18 protein-coding genes are annotated in these 20,015 nt (G+C 44.7%); 2 read left to right on the plus strand and 16 right to left on the minus strand.

Annotation, left to right across the window (positions count from 1 at the left end; genetic code table 11):
- Positions 1-394: 394 nt before the first annotated feature.
- The 3 genes from ACFW2W_RS15710 to ACFW2W_RS15720 form a co-directional block, all read right to left on the minus strand.
- The gene (locus ACFW2W_RS15710) at positions 395-1,201 is read right to left on the minus strand and encodes an inositol monophosphatase family protein (protein ID WP_378179810.1); all 807 of its coding nucleotides are present in this window, start codon (positions 1,199-1,201) and stop codon (positions 395-397) included.
- A gap of 74 nt (positions 1,202-1,275) precedes the next feature.
- Positions 1,276-2,721 (minus strand): BCD family MFS transporter, encoded by a 1,446-nt coding sequence (locus tag ACFW2W_RS15715; RefSeq protein ID WP_378179812.1) that lies wholly within the window; start codon positions 2,719-2,721, stop codon positions 1,276-1,278.
- 338 nt (positions 2,722-3,059) lie between these two features.
- Complete coding sequence (locus ACFW2W_RS15720; RefSeq protein ID WP_378179815.1) at positions 3,060-4,304, minus strand: RNA-guided endonuclease InsQ/TnpB family protein; 1,245 nt, start codon at positions 4,302-4,304, stop codon at positions 3,060-3,062.
- A gap of 114 nt (positions 4,305-4,418) precedes the next feature.
- Here ACFW2W_RS15720 and ACFW2W_RS15725 point away from each other — a divergent pair, with 114 nt between their 5' ends.
- Both ACFW2W_RS15725 and ACFW2W_RS15730 read left to right on the plus strand, forming a co-directional pair.
- Positions 4,419-5,369: an aldo/keto reductase gene (locus ACFW2W_RS15725; protein WP_378179818.1), complete on the plus strand. Its 951-nt coding sequence runs from the start codon at positions 4,419-4,421 to the stop codon at positions 5,367-5,369.
- A 237-nt stretch (positions 5,370-5,606) separates the two neighbouring features.
- Positions 5,607-5,879 (plus strand): hypothetical protein, encoded by a 273-nt coding sequence (locus ACFW2W_RS15730; protein ID WP_378179821.1) that lies wholly within the window; start codon positions 5,607-5,609, stop codon positions 5,877-5,879.
- Between the two features lie 267 nt (positions 5,880-6,146).
- On the opposite strand, the gene ACFW2W_RS15735 is transcribed toward ACFW2W_RS15730, so the two are convergent.
- From ACFW2W_RS15735 to ACFW2W_RS15795, 13 genes are all read right to left on the minus strand, one after another.
- Positions 6,147-6,284 (minus strand): hypothetical protein, encoded by a 138-nt coding sequence (locus ACFW2W_RS15735; RefSeq protein WP_378179824.1) that lies wholly within the window; start codon positions 6,282-6,284, stop codon positions 6,147-6,149.
- Between the two features lie 80 nt (positions 6,285-6,364).
- Positions 6,365-7,543 (minus strand): glycosyltransferase family 4 protein, encoded by a 1,179-nt coding sequence (locus ACFW2W_RS15740; protein ID WP_378179827.1) that lies wholly within the window; start codon positions 7,541-7,543, stop codon positions 6,365-6,367.
- Between the two features lie 239 nt (positions 7,544-7,782).
- Positions 7,783-9,087: a nucleotide sugar dehydrogenase gene (locus ACFW2W_RS15745; RefSeq protein ID WP_378179830.1), complete on the minus strand. Its 1,305-nt coding sequence runs from the start codon at positions 9,085-9,087 to the stop codon at positions 7,783-7,785.
- 73 nt (positions 9,088-9,160) lie between these two features.
- Positions 9,161-9,322: a hypothetical protein gene (locus ACFW2W_RS15750; protein WP_378179833.1), complete on the minus strand. Its 162-nt coding sequence runs from the start codon at positions 9,320-9,322 to the stop codon at positions 9,161-9,163.
- Between the two features lie 411 nt (positions 9,323-9,733).
- Complete coding sequence (locus ACFW2W_RS15755) at positions 9,734-11,146, minus strand: hypothetical protein (RefSeq protein WP_378179836.1); 1,413 nt, start codon at positions 11,144-11,146, stop codon at positions 9,734-9,736.
- Positions 11,147-11,244: 98 nt separating this feature from the next.
- Complete coding sequence (asnB, locus tag ACFW2W_RS15760; RefSeq protein ID WP_378179839.1) at positions 11,245-13,212, minus strand: asparagine synthase (glutamine-hydrolyzing); 1,968 nt, start codon at positions 13,210-13,212, stop codon at positions 11,245-11,247.
- Between the two features lie 5 nt (positions 13,213-13,217).
- On the minus strand, positions 13,218-14,366 hold the full coding sequence (locus tag ACFW2W_RS15765) for a glycosyltransferase family 4 protein (RefSeq protein WP_378179842.1): 1,149 nt from the start codon (positions 14,364-14,366) through the stop codon (positions 13,218-13,220).
- A gap of 18 nt (positions 14,367-14,384) precedes the next feature.
- On the minus strand, positions 14,385-15,539 hold the full coding sequence (locus ACFW2W_RS15770; RefSeq protein ID WP_378179845.1) for a hypothetical protein: 1,155 nt from the start codon (positions 15,537-15,539) through the stop codon (positions 14,385-14,387).
- Positions 15,524-16,639: a glycosyltransferase gene (locus ACFW2W_RS15775; RefSeq protein ID WP_378179847.1), complete on the minus strand. Its 1,116-nt coding sequence runs from the start codon at positions 16,637-16,639 to the stop codon at positions 15,524-15,526. Before ACFW2W_RS15775 ends, ACFW2W_RS15770 begins: the two co-directional genes overlap by 16 nt.
- Positions 16,636-17,463, minus strand: a complete 828-nt coding sequence (locus ACFW2W_RS15780; protein ID WP_378179850.1) for a class I SAM-dependent methyltransferase — start codon at positions 17,461-17,463, stop codon at positions 16,636-16,638. Before ACFW2W_RS15780 ends, ACFW2W_RS15775 begins: the two co-directional genes overlap by 4 nt.
- Complete coding sequence (locus ACFW2W_RS15785; RefSeq protein WP_378179853.1) at positions 17,460-18,566, minus strand: glycosyltransferase family 4 protein; 1,107 nt, start codon at positions 18,564-18,566, stop codon at positions 17,460-17,462. The genes ACFW2W_RS15780 and ACFW2W_RS15785 overlap by 4 nt, the downstream gene beginning before the upstream one ends.
- Positions 18,557-19,291 carry a class I SAM-dependent methyltransferase gene (locus ACFW2W_RS15790; RefSeq protein WP_378179856.1) on the minus strand — a complete coding sequence of 245 codons (735 nt, stop codon included), beginning with the start codon at positions 19,289-19,291 and terminating at the stop codon, positions 18,557-18,559. Before ACFW2W_RS15790 ends, ACFW2W_RS15785 begins: the two co-directional genes overlap by 10 nt.
- Entirely contained in the window at positions 19,288-19,977 is a 690-nt protein-coding gene (locus tag ACFW2W_RS15795; RefSeq protein ID WP_378179859.1) for a class I SAM-dependent methyltransferase, read from the minus strand. Before ACFW2W_RS15795 ends, ACFW2W_RS15790 begins: the two co-directional genes overlap by 4 nt.
- Between the last annotated feature and the right edge of the window lie 38 nt (positions 19,978-20,015).

Consider the following 20,015-nt stretch of genomic DNA (forward strand, 5'->3'; position numbering starts at 1 on the left):
GCGTTTTTTCGGGTTCAATCCCCCTGTGGTTGCCCTCAGATGTGGTGATGTGCGGCGAGTCCTAGTGATGTTGCATAAGTCCTGATAAAACGTCCTTGTTTTAAGCCCTCACATCTTCAGGACTTACGCAAAGCTGATACATATAGCGTTTTTTCGGGTTCAATCCCCAGGGGGATTGCGGTGGCAGATGTGGTGATGTTGTGTAAGCCCTCACATCTTGCTCTCCTGCCCTCAGAATATAATTCTGGGGCGATTGCATTCCCAGTCCCAAAAGTGCGGACTAACAGAAAATCAAGGCTTCTGTAACCTGTCGGGAGCAGGTTTCATTTGTGTAGCTGCGGTTTCAACAGCCTGGTGCAAGATGTGAGAAGTTTTCCTTAAAGATGGGGAAGTGTCAATTGTGATTCCCCAAAAATTGCACTAAAGGTTGAAAAGTTGGGACGAGTTCGGGACGACTCACTACTAAAGTGGGGAAAGAAATACTGCCATAATTTACTCCTTTTTGCAAAGGAAACACGGGTTTTGAAGTCAGCGGTATCCAAACTCCACCCGCTGCGTGCAAAATTGCCCAGACTGCTGCAATATCCCAAACTTTGGGGGTAGATTCAACACCGCCCAAGCTGGTACCGGAAGCAACTGCAAGGAAATTGTAGGTAGTGACGCCCAACATCCGGATTTTGCAGGGGAAAGGTTTCTGCAAGATGGAGGTACTTCTGGCACACACGCAGAAGAAGTGACTATTACTAGGAGAATCTGGGCTAGTGTGAATGGGGCGATTATTTAAAAAAGCACCATTGTTACCGCCGTCACCGTGCCAAAAGCCGTAAAAAGATTGTCTGGTGGGGGGAAAATACACGTACCCGAATACCGGAGTGCCTTGATACAGCAACCCCATTGAAATTCCCCAGATCGGAATTCCCCGCGTAAAATTGGTGGTGCCATCAACTGGATCGATAACCCAGCACCATTCGGAACCAAAAAAAGTATGTTCTGCCTCTTCGCTCAAAACATCGTGACTGGGGAATGTGTGGGCGATCGCTTCTCGAATTTCTCGATCTGCCCACTTATCCGCCTGTGTTACCAAACTCCCATCTGCTTTATGTTCTGCCTGTACTTGCCCAAAATCTTGCAGCAGTTGCTTGCCAAGTCTCACAGTCGTCTCTTGTGCAAAGCTTAAAACCTTCTCCCAAAAATCTGTCATCTGCGTTCGTGGTTCGGGGTTGATGGCTAATGGTAATACAATTAGCCACTCTTCGATTATCTATTCGCAATTTGTTAGTCTAATTCACCTTCTAGGATTGCGATCGCACTCTTGGCATCTGTGCGAAATTCTGTTACATTTACCCGCCTGAGGAACCAAACCGCTAGCACCATTCCCACGGCTTGCAGCGCAAATACTAATCCATAAGATAGTACCGGGTTAGTAAATAGCTTTTTCCCCACATCCAAAACAGCACCCCCTGTCACTGTTGCCAGTGCCCGTGCCATTGCCTGCGCCAATCCCCAAGCACCGATGAACGTACCTGCCGTTTCCGCTGCTGTCAGATCCAGCATTAAGCTAATCGCGCCGGTGGTTGTGACGCCAGAGGCAAGACCAAACAAGAATAACGCACCCTGCAATAACTTTTGATTTTGGCTGAATCCTGACAGGATAATCAAGACAAAACAAGCAGCTACCAACAGACAGCCTAGCTTAGCTGTTTTTTGCTTGCCTAGACGAGGCACAATTAAAAAGCCGGTGCTGCTAATTCCAATTAGGGTTCCCAATCCCCAGTAAGCATTCAGCTTGGTTGTTTCGGAAACTGGCATCCCGAAAACCTCGCCCCCATAAGGTTCTAACACTGCTTCCTGCATAAACAAACTAATCGTCATCACCATCAAAAACGTGAAAAAGATTCCCGTTTGCCGATTAGCCGTTAACACTCGCAATGCCTTACCCAAGGTAATGCTATCTTCTCGCTCTACTAAAGTGGAACGAGAGGTATAGCGGGAATATTTCTTTTCAACGCCCACCGTCGCCAGCAACGCCAGACCAACTACGGTCGCCGGTATAATCACAAACAAGCGGTCGATCGAGGCTTGCAATGCTGCTAGCGGTGCGTCTGTGCCGACTTGCTTGAGCAAACTGCCGCCGATAATTGCCCCGATAACAATTCCCACCATTAGCATAGACCAGACAATCCCGACGAGTTTAGAACGATTATCTTCATCGGAAATATCCACCAACATCGCGGCAAAGGGAGTCGAACTCATACTCAGCGCCACGCCATAAAACGCGAAGATGAGCGCCAGTAAAGCAGTCCAGCCGTAGGTTTGGGTTGTCCATGCCCAACCCCCGGCAGCTTGTACCACATTGCCCAGCTGCCACATGACTTGTACGGCGAGGAAGGATGCGATCGCAAATAGTGTTGCACCTATCCACACATAACCTGTGCGGTGATAACCCAATAACGGCTTCGCATCCGACATTTGCCCAAACCACACTCGCACTGGGGCAACAAACTGGTGCATCGCCAAGGCACCCGCCGCAATTGTGGCAGGAATTGCTAACTCCCCAATCATGACTCTGTTGAGAATGCCCAGCGCCAAAACAGACATCATCCCCAATCCCATCTGAAATAAGCCGAGTCGGAACATGGTGAATAAATTCACCCTGGGAGGAAATGACTCGTGCGGTTGCGATTCCTCTGGTTGCAAATTTGATCTATCACCTGATGCCATCTTTTTTTAAAATTAAATGAAAACATCCTTTGCTGTTTTCATTTCACCATATTAGACCTCTTACAAAAATACTTGGCGATGTTCGTAATTGCGGCTACAAAAACGTAGGCGCGTTCATGCCGTAAGGCTTTAGCCTTCAAGGGAGGGTAGTCCGCCTGCGCGGACTCTTAAAACCCGCTTCCGTCGGGTATAGGTATGTATGCCTCAGACTTCAGTCTGTAGGCATCCATCGACTCTGTGCAAGAGGTCTACTCATCTGCGACTGTCTGCGACGTTAAACTGAAATATATGAAGTTTTTTGACATACCCCCCGCGAGTCAAGCGACGGGGATTCTTGTTCATAGTTCACAGAAGTCCACTTGCTGTTTGTCAGGTTGCCCATCAATAGTAGAGGTGGTCTTCTCCCTATGCTTTCCCTCTTGCGAGGCAGATCCCTTTTGCCCAAAGATACTGTTGTTCCACTCTATGCCCAGAATCCCCATGCCCTTTTTGAGGATGTTGATTGCTGCGTTTGTGTCACGGCAAATCTCTATCCCGCAACTAGGGCATGAATGAGTCCTGGTACTGAGGGACTTTTTCACTCTCTGACCACAGTTAGAACAATCTTGGGAAGTGAAGTTAGGCGATACCGCCACGACTGCCTTATCCCAGATTTCCCCGTAGTAATCCAACCACTGAGTGAACTGATACCAACCAGCATCATTAATCGACTTAGCCAAATGATGATTCTTGACCATATTCGACACCTTTAAATCTTCATAGACGACAACATCGTTAGATGCTACTACGCACCGAGCTTGTTTAATTGCCCAGTCTTTACGCTGTCTTTGGATCTTGAGGTGGAGTTTCCCTAGCCGAATCCGTGCTTTATGGTAATTCTTTGATTGAGGTTTTTTGTTCTTATTAAATTTTCTACTGACCCGCCGTTGTAACTTCTTAAGTCTCTGCTCAGACTTCCGGAGATATTGAAGATAGATTACAGCGTTATTATTTTGATTTTTCGTGAAGAATTTCAACCCTAGATCAAGTCCGACGACATTCCCTGTGTATTCTCCTTGCTCTTTACGTTCTGCATCAAAACAGAACTGTGCATAGTAGCCATCGACTCTTTTAACTACTCGGACACGGTTGATCTTCAGTCGGAACAGGTCTTCTCTTGTCTGGTTGTTACAGTACAGTGACAAAGTACCAATATTGAAGCCATCCATGAAGACAATGCTCATGCAGTCTTTGGCTAGTTTCCACCCGGATACTTTGTACTCTACGGAGCGGCAATGCTTCTTGAACTGGGGATAGCCCTTCTTTTTCTCCTGTTTCTTGCAACGACGATAGAAGTTAGAGATAGCCTGCCATGCTCTTTCCGCACTAGCTTGACGGGCTGCTGAGTTTAGCGACTTTACGAAGTCAAATTCTTTAGCTAAGTCTTTGCATAGTGTGTACAAATTAGCTTTACCCACACCCTGATTGTCTATCCAATGCCGTATCGCCTTGTTGCGAATGAATTGAGCTGTTCTAATGGCATCGTCAAGGGCTAGGTATTGCTCTTTGGTTCCGTTTAGTAGCTTGGCTTCTCTAACTAACATGAATCTACTTTGCCATGTAAAATCGCGGATAAAGTATTAAGATTCAATAAAAGCCGCCCTAAAACGGCGGGGCTTTATACCCAAAATTTTCGGTAAAAAGTAAAGATTTTGAGCGTGCAAACCATTACTTTAGGGCGCGATGGCCCCACTGTCACCCAACTCGGTATCGGCACTTGGGCTTGGGGGGACAAGCTGTTTTGGAATTATGGCAGCGATTACGGGGAAGCCCAACTGCGAGAAGCCTTTGAAGCCACTCTAGATTCCGGCATTACCTTTTTTGACACTGCTGAGATTTATGGCCCAGGAAAATCAGAGGAATTCTTGGGACAGTTTATGCAACAAACTGGACGTTCAGTGCAAATTGCCACCAAATATGGCCCCTACCCTTGGCGATTCACCGCCCAATCTGTCTCAGATGCCTTAACAGACAGTTTAAAACGCTTGCGGGTTGAGCGAGTTGCCCTTTATCAGGTGCATTGGCCTTTTGCCTTCTTGATGAGTCAAGAGACGCTGATGAATGCCCTAGCCGATGAGGTGAAGCGAGGCAGAATTGCTACAGTCGGCGTCAGCAATTACTCAGCCGAACAAATGAAAGAAGCGCACCAACTGCTGGCAGCTAGAGGAGTGCCTTTAGCGGTGAACCAAGTGCGCTACTCTCTGCTAACTCGACAAATCGAAACCAACGGCATTCTAGACACAGCGCGTCAACTGGGAGTCACGATCCTGGCTTACAGCCCTTTAGCACAAGGGTTACTCACTGGCAAGTACACTGTTGAGAAGTACCAGGAACCGACGGGTGCCCGCCGATTTGACTCTCGCTTCAGCCGCAGCGGCTTGGAGAAAATCTCCCCGGTGACATCCTTATTAAGTCAGTTAGGCGAAAAGTATCAAAAAACACCTGCTCAGGTTGCCCTCAATTGGTTAATTGCTCAGAACGATGTGATTCCGATTCCGGGCGCGAAGACAGCCGAACAGGCGCGGCAGAATGCCGGGGCGCTAGGTTGGGAATTGAGCGGCGAGGAAGTTGCCCAATTGGAACAGGTGAGTCGTCCTTGGCGGAATTAAACCGATTTTATATTTTGGTTCGCAATCGAGGCCCAGCCTCGATTGTGTCCACAGTCATTGAAAATAAAGCTAAAAGTCGAGCGATCGCATAACGATGAAAATTTTTACTACCCAACTTCTACAGCCCGCAGCATTTTTTTAGCCACTTGGAAAAGCGACACATAAAATTTAACTTAGTTACCACTTCAGGCTAAAATTACGAGATGGTGTGAGTACGCAGAAATATCTATTTAGCTGATGTCCACTCGTTCATCTACACTGACCCGTCCTCAAGACTCTGTTGGCAATTCTGAGCCGCTGAGCAATGTTTCGACAGCCTCAACGGGTAACAAGCATCTGAAGCCTGTGACCAAAGCTGTCTATCAAGCCGACCAGCAAGTTAAGTTCCTGCATTTGCAGGCGGAAGTTGAAATTCTCTTGCAACAGCTGCAAACAATCAAACAGCAGCGGTTAGCATCGGATTGCGAGACGGCGGCGATTCCCAACACCGCCAACGCGCCCGGTTCGTAGGAAGAGGCTTTTATCCCTAGAAATGCTGTTTGTAACCCCATCGGCAACTCTTCGGTGCTAGCTTCGTTCGCCGAAGTCATAAATCATTAGCCGATCAAAAGTACTGCCTGCCACAAATTCGGATCGGGCAGTATTTTTGTGCCCGTATAAACGCACTGCACTCAACTCCACAGTTGGCGAATTCTGCACAATTACCATCATGCCCACACCAATAAGCTCAATGAAGACAACGCTTGGGAACCCTTTCACCCAGCATTTTATGACAGTTTAGGAAGCTTGGGGAACGGGTGCTTGGAGATGAGCCGCTATTCGCACCGGAATAACCCCAATCGGCAGCACGAGCAGCGCTGAGATTGCTAAACACAAGAAACGGCATTTTTGGCGCTGGGGATGAAAAATTTTCATCAGTTTGCCTTTGCTGCGGGTGAGTGAGGCTACCGTTACCAACTACTGCTCAACCAATTCCAAGAAGTAAAAATTAATCGCTATTGCTCAGTTGCTGCCATGTCACTTGATAGCATTACTCCTATTACTTCGTAGACTTTTGCCGTCCTTCTTACCACATCCTGGTCATCAAACTCACGCAACACCTTCTCTCTCCCGGCGTCCCCCATCGCTTTGCACAGGTCTGGATCTTTCAGGAGTACCTCAATGGCATTAGCCAGCAGCCGAGCATTTTTTACTGGAACTAGAAAGCCATTTTTGCCAGGAATAACCACCTCTCGACAGCCGGGGACATCCGTTGCTACCAGTGGTTTACCCATCGCAGCTGCTTCTAGTAAAATCCGAGGCACACCTTCCCGGTAGGAAGGAAGCACAACAACGGTTGATAAGGCGATCAGGTTTTCCACCTTCTCTGCATACCCTAGAAGGTCAACCGCTCCCTCCCTGCGCCACCGCTCCAAGGTCGTCTCAGAGATTGAAGATGGATTTCCGGGGTCTGGGACACCTGCTATTTGAAACGTCGCGCGGACTCCTTTTGTCTTGAGGATGCGGGCAGCTTCAACGTATTCAATCAGGCCTTTATCAACTAGCAGCCTAGCGGCGAACAGCACAACCGGAGCAGGTGGAGTATCGGGATGACTGGGACGTGGTGAAAAGCGCTTTAAGTCAACACCAGAGCTTCTGATTAGTACCGTCCGGTCTGGAACGATCAGCTTTCGGTCTGCAAAAGCTTGCAGGTCATCCATATTCTGGAACACAACCCGCACCCTACGGGCAGTCAATATCTGCCGATACAGAAACCGGATAATAGGTTGTAAAATCCGAGCCTTCCATTCGGTGCTAATAAAGATGTAGCCCAATCCGGTTACAGCATCCACAACTGCTCTCGTTCCACTTAGCTTCGCACCAATCGTTCCGTACAGAACGCACTTAATTGTGAAGTGATGGACAGCGGATGGCTTCTCGCGAAAGTAAATGTATGTTAAGTGAGCAATGGTCAAGAGTTCTACTAAAGGGTTGACACTCCGCCGACTCAGCCGCAGTTGAATCCAACGAAACCCTTCTGCTTGTAGCCTTTCAACGTAGGCATCCCAAGGGGAAACTAAAACGACTTCGATTCCCTGAAGGCGCAGAAATCTAGCTAGAGGCAGACGGAAGTTATAAAGATACCAGCCCGTATTAGCAACTAGCAAAATTTTCAGGCGATTTTTGTTTTCCACACAACTTATCTCACCCCAGTTTTATCAATTAGTTTATATGCAGGTATGGAAATATATAATCTTGGTAGTAAAGCCGATACTAAAAAAGTTTGTATGAAGTCAACTCATCCAGCTTAGGTGCGCTGTTGGTAGCGGCTCTCTTAAGAGCTAGCAGTCGTAGGAAAAAACAGGGTTCTATCGATTCATTCCTGGTTGAGTGCTTCGCCACTACAAGATAATCAGCGCGTTACAGACATACTCTAAAGACTCCAATAATGGATAGTCGATGGTAATGTAGCAGGGTCAAGAACGGATTTGACATCCATTAATACTCCACCTGAGCGCAGACAAGCGAGTAGTTGAGCGCGGGGTATGTCTAGGTAAACTTGATGACTGACAGCAAGTATAAGTCCCTCCAGATCGGACAAGGCTTGCCAAGGGACAAGCTCAATGTTATATTCTCGCTGCGCTTCATAGGGATCAACCAAGGGGTCATGTACGAGTGGCTCTACACCAAATTGTTGCAGCTCTGCCACAATATCTGGTACTCGGCTATTCCGCAAATCTGGCACATTTTCCTTAAATGTTAGCCCTAAAATGCCAATCCGCGACCCCTTAATGGGCAAATTAGCCTCAACTAAAAGCTTGACTAAACGCTGTGCTAGGTATGTACCCATGCTGTCGTTGATGCGGCGACCAGCTAAGATGACTTGGGGATGATAACCCAGTTCTTCTGCTTTAGTAGTTAGGTAATAAGGATCGACGCCAATACAGTGACCACCGACGAGTCCTGGCGTGAAGGGCAAAAAATTCCATTTCGTCCTAGCTGTTGCCAAAACATCCTCTGTGCGGATGCCCAGGCGATCGCATATTAAGGCTAACTCGTTCATTAAGGCAATGTTCAAGTCTCGCTGGGTGTTCTCAATAACTTTGGCTGCTTCGGCAATTTTAATCGAGGGAGCGCGATAAACCCCGGCGTCAATTATGCTACTGTAGACTCTGGCAATTCGTTCTAGGGTTTCCCCATCTTCCCCAGCTACAACTTTGACGAGCTTTTCTAGGGTGTGAACGCGATCGCCTGGATTAATGCGTTCTGGCGAATAACCCAATTTAAAATCAATTCCCTGCTGTAAACCTGATACTTTAGCTAAGACCGGCCCGCAAATATCTTCTGTTACTCCCGGATATACCGTAGATTCATATACTATTACAGCTCCCGGTTTTAAAACTTTGCCTATCGTTTCAGAAGCTTGGATCAGGCACGTTAAGTCCGGTCGGTGGTTGCGATCGATTGGCGTTGGTACAGCGACTACAAAAAAATTTGCTTCAGCTAGGTTGGCGATCGCAGTGGTGATCTGGAGATTGGAAGCTTTTAAGTTTTCATTCGAGATTTGACGGGAAGGATCGACTCCCTCTTTGAGAGTATTGACTTTATCTACATTGATGTCAAAGCCAATTGTGCCTGGAAACTTTTCAGCAAATGCCAAGGCAACTGGTAGACCAACATAACCAAGACCGATAACTGCAATGCGATTTGTTTGCCTAAACGCTTTGCGATCGCTCATGATACTTGCTTCTCTTTGATGTTTAGAACCGACAGGTCGGTCTGCCTTTAGTCATCCAACCATAGCTGGAACATTAGGACAGCCCATAGATCGTATTGCCAGATGCGATCGCCCGAAAGATGCTTCCTCTCTTTCTGAGCAATGGGTTGAGGATTGAAACAACCCCAATGCTGCGATCGCTATTCACAAAGCAATGCTTCTGCCCAGTGGCACACAGAACTCCGGCAACCAGCATTTAATCGAAATACCAAAGTCCATTTTGGGTCTCTCAACCAAGTTCTGAGGCATATACTTACATAAAACTTGCGGCAAAAGTTATGTACCCTAACTCTTTTTGATTTTCATTGTCAGTGGCAGGCACTAAGCAAATTCCATAATTGTAAAGGTACCAATCCGTATTAGCGATTCAGAAAAATTTGAGGCAATGTTTAATTTTCACACCGTTTATCCCACCCTGATATCACCAACTAATTTCTATTCCACGTCTTGAAATATTTTAATTTGCTAGTCATTCTGATACCAAGCTACAACACATTTGATGCACGCCTCACTTAGCGTATTAAGCTTGATGCCTATAGCCTGCAATCAATCATCCCTTTTAGCTTTCAAGCATTGCTCTTGCTTCATGAGAGGGTATACGCACTTTTCATTTCACCTCAGTAGCTTCAAAGGCAAGTTTAAGTAGTAGAGATTTACACGATGAAGCCTTCATTACTTCTCGTGAGTCCTGTGGTATAATTCCACAACCGAATACCGCCATTATACCTTCTGGTCTATGGTAAGCTGTGCCCGGCTCAACTTGATGCATTGTAATCCCTGCTGATTCCCAACTAAAATTAATACCTTCTCCATTTTTATTTTTATAAATAAATTTCTTTAACTTAATGTCTAAAGCAGGAGGTGTTCCAATAGTAATACTAAGGCTACTACTGATTTCTTCTACCTTAAATAGTGGCTTCCCACTTACAGAGTAACAGTTATTCAACTTTTGAATGAGGCAGCATCTTACTTCTGGGTCAGGAATTTCTACAGCAATCTGCGGCACCATTGCCAGAAGTTGCTTGTAATCTGTTTTTCGTAAGCCAAATACACCCATAAATTTGGGAATATCTGAAATTGCCGATGAAAACCCTTGATATTCATCCCGGTGAATTGCGGCTTGCCCCATACTGGTGGCAAATACTAAAGTTATTTCTGGATTTACCTGGCAAAATTGCATGGCATCAGCCAGTATTTTGTCAAGTATTTCAAGAGCGAAAATCATGGTAGCCGCATGGAGCTTAGGTTGAGTGACGTAGCGATCGCCAAATTCTTCAGGAAAAATATGGTGCCAGTAGCGGTGCATTACACTAGCCACATGATTTGTGAAAAATGTAGAGAAGGCTGGCGGGTTTTTCTGGTTATACAGTGACTTGAATATATCCCACAAAAGCAGAGTCTGAAAAGTTGACCGACGTGCAACACGCGGCGGATCGAGCCATTCCAGCCAAAGCTGCTTGGCGATTTGTATGATGGTACTCCTGGAAATACCAAGTTTAGGTAGAGAGGCTAATAAACCTGATAAATCTTTAGAAATCAGTCTATCTTTTTTGATGACAAGACCGTTTTTGGCAACTTGCCCCAGGTTAAATTTTTGGAAAGGCTCAATATATCTGGGAATACACCTCTCGTCGTGAGCAAAAGTATCGGGAATGTAGAAGCCACCCTCACCTGGATCGCTAGGAGGCCAACTTTGTAAAGAACCACAGATACCAATACTCAGACCAAGTTCGCGAAAGTCCTCCCAGAGTGGCTTACCTTTGAAAGTACGGGGATCTTGCCCTAAATTTTTGATTCCATGCTCTTGATTACTCATACCCCGATAAAACGAAGGCCAAGTAACCCAAGGGGAAAGTTCACCGCTATCAACTGCTAACGTAGTGTAAGTTTTGGCGTTGTCAAAAAACTTTCTGATATGGGGAAAGCGGGGGTCAGTTTTGAATCTATCGATAAGCTGCCACGGAACTTCATTGATTTCCAATAACAGAATTTTGCGGAGTGGTCTAACTAGATTAGACATTTATAACCTCCAATAGTTGATTTTTTGGTAGCACAGTAACTGGATCAATTACTGACTTGCATCTATCAATTTTTGATAATGAATGGAGATAAAGAGTGTCAGGCATCTAACCAGGCTTGGAACATGAGGACATCCCACAGATAGTATTGCCAATTGCGATCGCCCGCAAGATGCTCTTTCCATTTCTGACGAATGGGTTGAGGATTGAAATAACCCTCCTGCTGCAATCGCTCTGAAGAAAGCAATTCCTCTGCCCAATCTCGCAAAGAACCACGCAACCAGCGATCGATCGGAACGCCAAAACCCATTTTAGGACGCTCGATCAAGTTTCGAGGCACATATTTACACAATATTTCTCGTAACAGCCATTTACCCCCACTATTGTTGATTTTCATGGAAAGTGGCAGGCGCAGGGCAAACTCGACAAGGCGATGATCTAATAGTGGCACGCGAGCTTCTAAAGCCACTCCCATACTAGCCCTGTCTACCTTGACAAGAATATCGTCCGGAAGATAGCTGACAGTATCGAGGTACATCATGCGTTGAATAAATGATGGTAGATGCGTCCAGTGTTGACGTAGGACAGAGTCCGAACCGTAGGCATCGCTCAATACTGTCGGTGGTTCGCGGCTACCTATTACCAAAGCTTCTGGGTTTTTCCAGTGGGAAACAAAACTCCTGTACATAGCATCAGGGTTCGGCATTGCCAATATTTCAGCTAGCTTGTGGAGTTTGTCGCCTGGGTTCGGATGCTGTAGTTGCGCGGGTAGCAGACTATCAATATGACAAAAAGCTTGGTTCCACTTATCGGGGGATAACTTAGTCAATGCATCTGCTGCAACCTGCCGCAAGGTGGTGGGTATCCAGCCGATTTGCTGCCAAATCTTACTAGCCCGAAAATAGCGATTGTAGCCAGCAAAGAGTTCATCCCCGCCATCCCCGGAAAGCGCAACACTCACTTGCCCTCTGGCAAGTTGAGAGACGAGGAAGGTAGGAATCTGGGATGAGTCAGAGAATGGTTCATCGTACAAACTTGGTAGCTTGGGGATAACTGCTAGTGCTTCCTCCGGTGTCACATACAGTTCTGTGTGGTCTGTGCCTAGATGTTGGGCAACAGCCTTGGCATAAGCTGCTTCATTGAAAGCGTCTTCATAAAAACCGATGGTAAATGTTTTCACGGGTTGGCTTGAGACTCGCTGCATCATGGCTACGACAGTCGAGGAGTCGATGCCGCCTGAGAGGAAAGCGCCCAAGGGGACATCTGCCACCATTCGTAGCTTGACGGCTTCCTGTAACAACGCCTCTAGCTGTTGTGCTGCTTCCGCCTCTGAACCCGCGAAAGGGCTGGTGACACCTGATTCAGCGACTTGCTTGGCAGACCAATATGGTATTGGAGAAGAGCGAGTTTCAAGACCATTCCAGGTTAGGACTGTAGCGGGGGGTAATTTGTAGATGCCTTGGTAGATAGAATAGGGTGTGGGGATGTAGTTGTGCCGCAGAAATAGCGCTAAGGCATCGCGGTTAATTTCAGCTTGAAAATGGGGATAAGCTTTGAGAGATTTTAATTCGGAACCGAATAAGAAAGTTTTGCCCATCCAGCCGTAATATAGAGGTTTTTCGCCTAGCCTGTCTCGGCACAAGTGCAAAATTCTTTCTTGACAGTCCCACAGGGCAAAGGCAAACATACCATTAAATTGTTGGACGGCTGGCTGCAAACCCCACTCGCTAAAAGCAGCCAGCATCACTTCTGTGTCGGAACCACCTCGAAACCGATGTCCTAGCCGTTCGAGTTCTCGCCGCAAGTCTAAAAAGTTATAAATCTCGCCGTTGAATACAATTACATAGCGCCCATTGGCAGACAGCATCGGCTGATGTCCTTCTGGGGAGAGGTCTACAATTGCCAGCCGCCGATGCCCGAAAGCAATGCCAGATGAGGCATCCACCCACACTCCGGCGTCATCTGGCCCTCGATGGAGTAGGGTATTTGACATTTTTTGAGCGATCGCCTGCATTTCCAATGCGCTTTTTTGTCTGGATATGTCCCAAAAACCTGTAATACCGCACATTCACCCTAATTCCTTCTGTTGAGTTGCCAAGTAAGTAGACTCTCATACAACGCCTCGTACTGTGCCACAACAGAGTCTAAAGAAAAGTGTTCGATGATTCTTGTCCGTGCCAGATGCCCTAGCCTTTCTCTACCCATTGACCCCAGATCGATTAACTCTTTCCAGGCATTGGCGAGTGCTTGCGGATCTCGTGGAGGTATAACCCGCCCTGTATCGCCCACAATCCAGGCTGAGTCTCCCACATCTGTAACCACGCAAGGTACACCGCAGGACATAGCTTCACCAATTACATTTGGAAAAGCTTCGCTGTAAGAAGAAGAGGAAGCAATATCCAAAGCTGCTGTAATCTGTGGCATATCAGGGCGTTCTCCTAACAAGTGGATTCGCTCTGTCAACCCCCATGTTTCGATAAAATCCTGTAGGGCTATATTGTCTCGACTGATTTCCCTACCTGCAAGAACAAAATGTATATCTGAGTATGTTTCTAGTAGAGTTGCAGCTGCTTTCAAAAAAGTTGCGTGATCTTTAACAGCGTGATAGCGCCCCATTAAACCGATGAGAAATATATTCTCTGCAATGCCTAGTTCAGTTCGCAAGCTATTTCTAGCTTCTGTTGAGGGGGTAAATAAATCTGGATCAAAGCCATTAGGAATTATTTTAGTTTTGTCAGCTTTGTAGCCAAGCTCCTCATGGTGGATTGTGCTAGTTTTAGAGTTATACAGAATTTGTGCGGGATAACTAGAAAGTTTAGCTAATAGTTTAATGATGGCTGCTGTACCTGCTTTCTCACTGTCCAATGAGTGCAGGGAGTGGCGAATATTCCAGATTACAGGTACGGGCTGAGGAGCAACAGTACCAGCTAACTGTGCTGCTAAGTTGCCATGATACATCCAGCCTTGGATCAAGTCAGGATTGAGTTCTCGCACAATACTAACCAACCGCCAAATAGAGGCTAAGGTTGGTATTCCTGGTTTCATATTAATCGTGTAAACTGGGATGCCTAACGATTCGATGCAAGCGTTTAAGGTTCCTCGCTTCATTAGAGAAATGACAACAGGCTCAAACTGGTCTCGATTTATGTGAGATAACAGATTGTAGAGCATCATTTCAGCCCCACCAGTTGAAAGCCCAGTGATAATAAACAACAACTTCATCTAGTTTTGTAATATTAGCTATATCAGATGTGTTTTTAACGGATTGCGAACGTGCTGAATTTTTAAAATCACCCACAAGAAGTGAAACTGTGCCCAAGCAATGATAGGAGTTATCTGAAGCCGCTGACGAGGGCCTTGTAGCTCATAAAAAGCTCCATAAAGCAAAAGGGTTAGGGCAAGGTATATCAACAGCAATTTAACTTCCCTTGAACGCCGCCAAAGCATCCATCCACCCGAGATAGCAGGGAGAAATAATACCCAATGAAGGATAGATGGAAAAAATAGGAAAGTATATGCTGGCTCAATTGACCAAGGTTGAGGCGTTAGTGCCATCCTGATTACTCCTAGGAAAATGGTTGTCCAATTCCAATCGAGGCGATTTAAATTATATAGAGTATCTTCTAACCCTAAAAAAAATAATACAAAAATGCTACCAATGGCTGCTAAAGCAAGTAAAATATATCTCCGCCAGCCCTTCTGAAAAAGAGAAATCCAAATTACGATAGCTATCATCATGACGGCAGGAACATAAAATCTAATCCCGAAAAAGATAAAAACTATTCCTCCCAAACCCAATAAATCATAAAATTTAAGCTGTTTTGATAATCTTAAAATTAAGTAAATCGCTATTATAGTAAAAGTCATAATAAGAGGATCTTTTAAATTCAGAAAGGATGACCATGCTACTATTTCCCAGTGAAATAAAGAAAACAGAAGCAGCCCCTTAGCATACTTACGGCTAAAACCACTCAGATCAGCTATACGAAACAGAAAATATCCACTAATAAAAGTAAGAGAAACGTTAAGAAATACTGGAGAGTAGTAATGCTTACCAAATAAATACTGACCGAGTATATTCCACCACCCATAGAGGATGTGTCTCCCTCCCGATAGAGACCTCAGATTCAACAGACCATCTGGATTGACTAATGCTGTAATCGGGTTATATCCCAATTGCAGCATTTTGGTTCCCTGGGATTGATAAGTTATGTCATCCAGAAAGATCCAAGTACCATCAAAGAAAAAAGCAAAATAAACCAGCGGAATTAAAACTTTGACAAGGGCTACATAAAAGGCTGTAAAAATTGAAATATTTCGACTAGCAATCCAGAAGCATAATAATCCAATACAAAAAGTAGCCCAGAGCAAATCGCTGGTTAAACCTTCAGCCACAGCACTTCCTCTGTTTGTTCAACTAGCTGCTTTACACTGAAATTCTCGACAATGCGCGATCGCGCTTTTAACCCCAGGACACTCCTCTCCCTTTCTAAACAAGCTACCCACCCTAGAGCAAGAGCTTCTGGGTTTTGCTTCCCCACTACTACCCCAGTATCACCTACAATCCAGGCTGAATCTCCTACATCTGTCACAACACAGGGGACTCCACACGCCATCGCTTCTCCAATCACATTAGGAAATCCCTCGGTGTAAGAAGAAGAAACAGCAATATCTAGGCTATTATGAACCGCAGGCATATCCGTACGCGCTCCTGCCCAGATAATTTTGTTAGAGATACCTAACTCTTCAGATAACCGATACAACTCATTAGCATAACTCTCCAACCCGCTACCCACGCAGACAAAGCGTACATTTTCCCGCTCTTTACATAGAAGTGCAGCTGCCTTGAGAAAGGTAGGATGGTCTTTCATAGGGTCTATCCGTCCCACTAATCCAATTAATATCGTGTCTTCAGATATATCCCATTCTACCCGCACCCTTGCCCTTGCTTCCTTGTCTGGTTTAAAGCGTTCTGTATCGATACCATTGGGAATTACTACCATCTTATCAGCGGGGAAACCATGCGCTAGATGATAAGCTTGACCAGCATGAGAGTTGACAACAATTAGGTCGGCAAAACGAGACAATAACCACTCTAGTTTGAATATAAGACGGACTAACCAGTCATAGCGGCTTAAATCAACATTGGATGCTCTAACTCCCCAAAGCATCCTAGTTGACGGAAAAAAAATCTTTAGGAAGATAGTCAGTAAATTTGATGTACCCATAAATCCATGCAATACGTTAGGATTTATACGCTTTAGATGAAGGACAAGACGCCACAAAAAACCAACAATATCCCAGCGATCGCGCTTCTCTAAAGAAATCAACTGTATCCCGCTATCTTGCAGGTCTTTTTCTAACGTCCCACCAGAGTAAAAGTATAAAACTGTTATATTAAATTTTTTCTTGTCAAGGGCTTTTAGGAGGGTTATTAATTGTCTTTCAGCACCGCCGTAATTTAGCGAACGAATTAGGAAGGCAATTTCACTCATTGCTTTTTAAAGACAAATTGATTGTTGCCTAAGCCACCTCCACAAGTGATAAGGTTTTCTAGCACAAAATTCTTATCCCGATAAAACTTAAAGATATCTTCTGGTTTGGCGACTTCAAAGGGATAGCCGCCTAACCAATCAAACCAATCATAAACTCTAGACATACCCCTGGATTTTTTGTACTCGGTATATCGAGCTATTGGATTTCGAGCCTTGAGTATATCTACAGCTAACCCACCTAAGATAAAATAGGGAATGAAGAAAGTAGAAACTAGAGTTTTGCCTGCTATTCCTGAGCAGTAAACTTGCTTGATTCTGCGCCACCGATTAGATTTACTACCCTGCTCGTTATAGATAGCAATAAACAACCTACCCCCCTCTGCAACAGGCAAAGTAGCATTTTCTAGGGCTTGCCACATAGCTCCAGTATGGTGAAGCACACCCCATGAATAAACAATATCAAACTGACCTACAGACTTTAAGTAATCTGCGTCTAGAACTGAACCTCGTTCAATAATCCAATTATTATCATCAGGAAAATAGCGGCGTTTGAGTTCTTGCGTACAAGCGACTGAATCAGGATCGTAATCAAAAGAATGCACTTTAGCTCCTAAATGACGAGCCGCAAGAGAAAATAAACCGCTACCAGAGCCAATATCAAGAAAGGTTTTACCTTGTAAATCTTCTACTTGCAGCATCTGTTTGAGCGACTTTTGTGCTTCTGCAATGCGCTCGTCATTGAGAACTGATAAAAAGCGCTGCCAGTTTTTGCCAAATTGAAAGCGATCGCCCTGCTTAACTTCCTGTTCAAAAGTGCTTGTCATGACTTCTCCTTGACAACTTGATTTACCAAGTTTTCCCACATTTCCATTACTTTATCCAAGCTAAATCGCTCTGTCACCTCTTTCGCACGACTAGCTAGGCGTTGGCGCTCTGCTTCATCAGACATGAGACGCTCCATTGCCGCAGCTAAAGCATCTACATCTTCATTTTTTACTAAGATACCATCTATGCCATCACGAATAATCTCTCTTGGTCCACTGGGACAGTCTGTAGAAATGACGGGTAGCCCACAAGCCATTGCTTCGCACAGAGCGTTAGGAAATCCCTCAAACCGGGAAGACATAACGAAAATATCCGCCTGCTTCAGAAATTCATAAATGTTTTTCACCCGTCCAGGTAGATGAACCCGGTTAGACAAACCAAGCTGATCCCGCAAAGCTTCTAATTCCGTGCGTAATGCCCCTTCTCCTAATATTGTCAATGTCCAATCAGGGTAGCAGACTTTTAGCTGTGCAAAAGCTTGTAGCAGTAAGTCAAAACCCTTCTGAGAGTCTAGCCGTCCAACAGCAATTAGGGATGGTTTAGTTATCAATTTTGCTGACTCTGTTTGGTTTGTATTGATAAATATAACTGGGTTAGGGATAACATACGAGCGAGATTGTATCTGGGCAGAAAAATAACTCAACGCTCTCGTAGTTACCGCAACAACTCGATTGGCTTTGGGATAAATACACTGACGCAATAACTCCCATACCCCACCAATAGAGTACATTCCTGGGTGAATGCGCTCAGATACTACTACTGGGATGTCTAACCCGCGCGTCGCCAGTAGGGTGAGTATGTTATTTTTATCTATAAAGCTAATTACAGCATCGGGCTGACTATCAGCAATGGCGGCTCGTAGAACTTGAATGCGTTTCAGGTTATTCCAGATACCAACGAGCAAGCTTGGCGACTCTCTAGCTATACCCAAACGAATATGATGAACATGGCAATCTAGGTCATAAAACGGAGGTACTTTGCCATCATCGAAAGTCAACAAAGTAATTTTCCATCCCTTAGCTGCCCAGTAGTTAGCCATGACTGACATCACCCTTTCAGCACCGCCAGCGAATAGAGAAGAAATTACTAACGTTAACCGCATTTCTTTTTAGCAACTATTAAAGCATTACTATAAAATGCCTGAGTGCGATCGCTATAGTCTATCAACAAACCGCTTAAGTTAACGACCATACAAAAAACTATCCAAAGCGGGAGAATTACGCCTTTTAATATACGGCTGTATTTGTACAAGTTCATTTGCGTTTCGAGCCAATTTAAAACTAGCGTCCCAACCGTGCTACCAATACCACCCTGATGTTTTGCTTCCATAACTTCATAATCTTGCTCGATTAATTTTTTAAGTCCATATACTGAAAACCGCCGATAATCATCTGGTTCCCCATGCTGGTTATAGATAAAAGGTGCAGTTAGTATTAGTACACCGCCCGGTTTTAAAACACGGCTAATCTCCTCAATAGTATTACCTAAGTTGGCGGTGTGTTCTAAAATCTGAGTGCATAAAATGGCATCAAAAGAAGATGTTTCTAAAAGCCATTCTTCATCAGCGTTGATGACAATATCAACCTTAGAACCGGGATAAATATCAATGCCGATATGTTTGACTTTCTCTAAATTTATCCAAGTGCTGTAAGGTTTATCACCGCAGCCAACATCGAGCAAGCGCCCTTCAACAGTCGGTAATATACGCTTGATATCTGAATAAAGGTCTTTTACTGCCAACCATTGAAAATGCCAAAATCGTATATGCGGATGGGTTCCACAAAGCTTTTTATATAGGTTAGAATAAATATCACCGATAACACTCATACAAATTTCTTACTTATAAAAAATATATTTTCGTTGCTTCCATGTAATCCAATTAGTGATAAGCACTTCTTGAACAAGGCATTTATAACACCCTTCCAATTCAATGATGACAAACTAACAAAATAAATTACTTTAAGTTTTTCCACCTTCAGATTACCTGAAAATATAGTCGCTAAACTATGAGTATTAAAAGACTGTTGATGTCCCCATTTGTGAAAAATATGTCCACAATCAGGACATACGACTTGGCTGTTAGAAAGGTTTTCCTTAAATGGAACAGTCCCAATCAATAACCCAGAATTTTTCAATATCCGTTCTATCTCATGCAAGCCTTGCTGTATTTGTTCATCCGATAGATGTTCTATGACCTCAGAACAAAAGACAACATCAAAAAAATTGTCCTCATAGGGAATCTGTTCTATATAACCTACCTTTCCTTCAATACCCCTTTGCTCCAGTTTGGCAATAGTTGTTGCACTTGGGTCTAAAGCATAGGTTTCCCAGCCTTGTTCCATACATTTCTGTTCAAGCCAGCCGTTGCCAACTCCTATATTCAACACTCTTGGCTTGGTGTGACTATAAATTGCCAAAACTTGGCGAAAAAGATAGTTTAACCTTGGAGCTGACTGCAAAAATATGTCAGCGGATTTCACCTGAAAATAATCCCATATTTTGTCCTGTTGCATTTTTTTATTTTACTGAAGCATTGCTGTATCCAGTACAA

This window comes from Coleofasciculus sp. H7-2 (genome assembly GCF_042747725.1).
Classification (GTDB): Bacteria; Cyanobacteriota; Cyanobacteriia; order Cyanobacteriales; family FACHB-T130; genus FACHB-T130.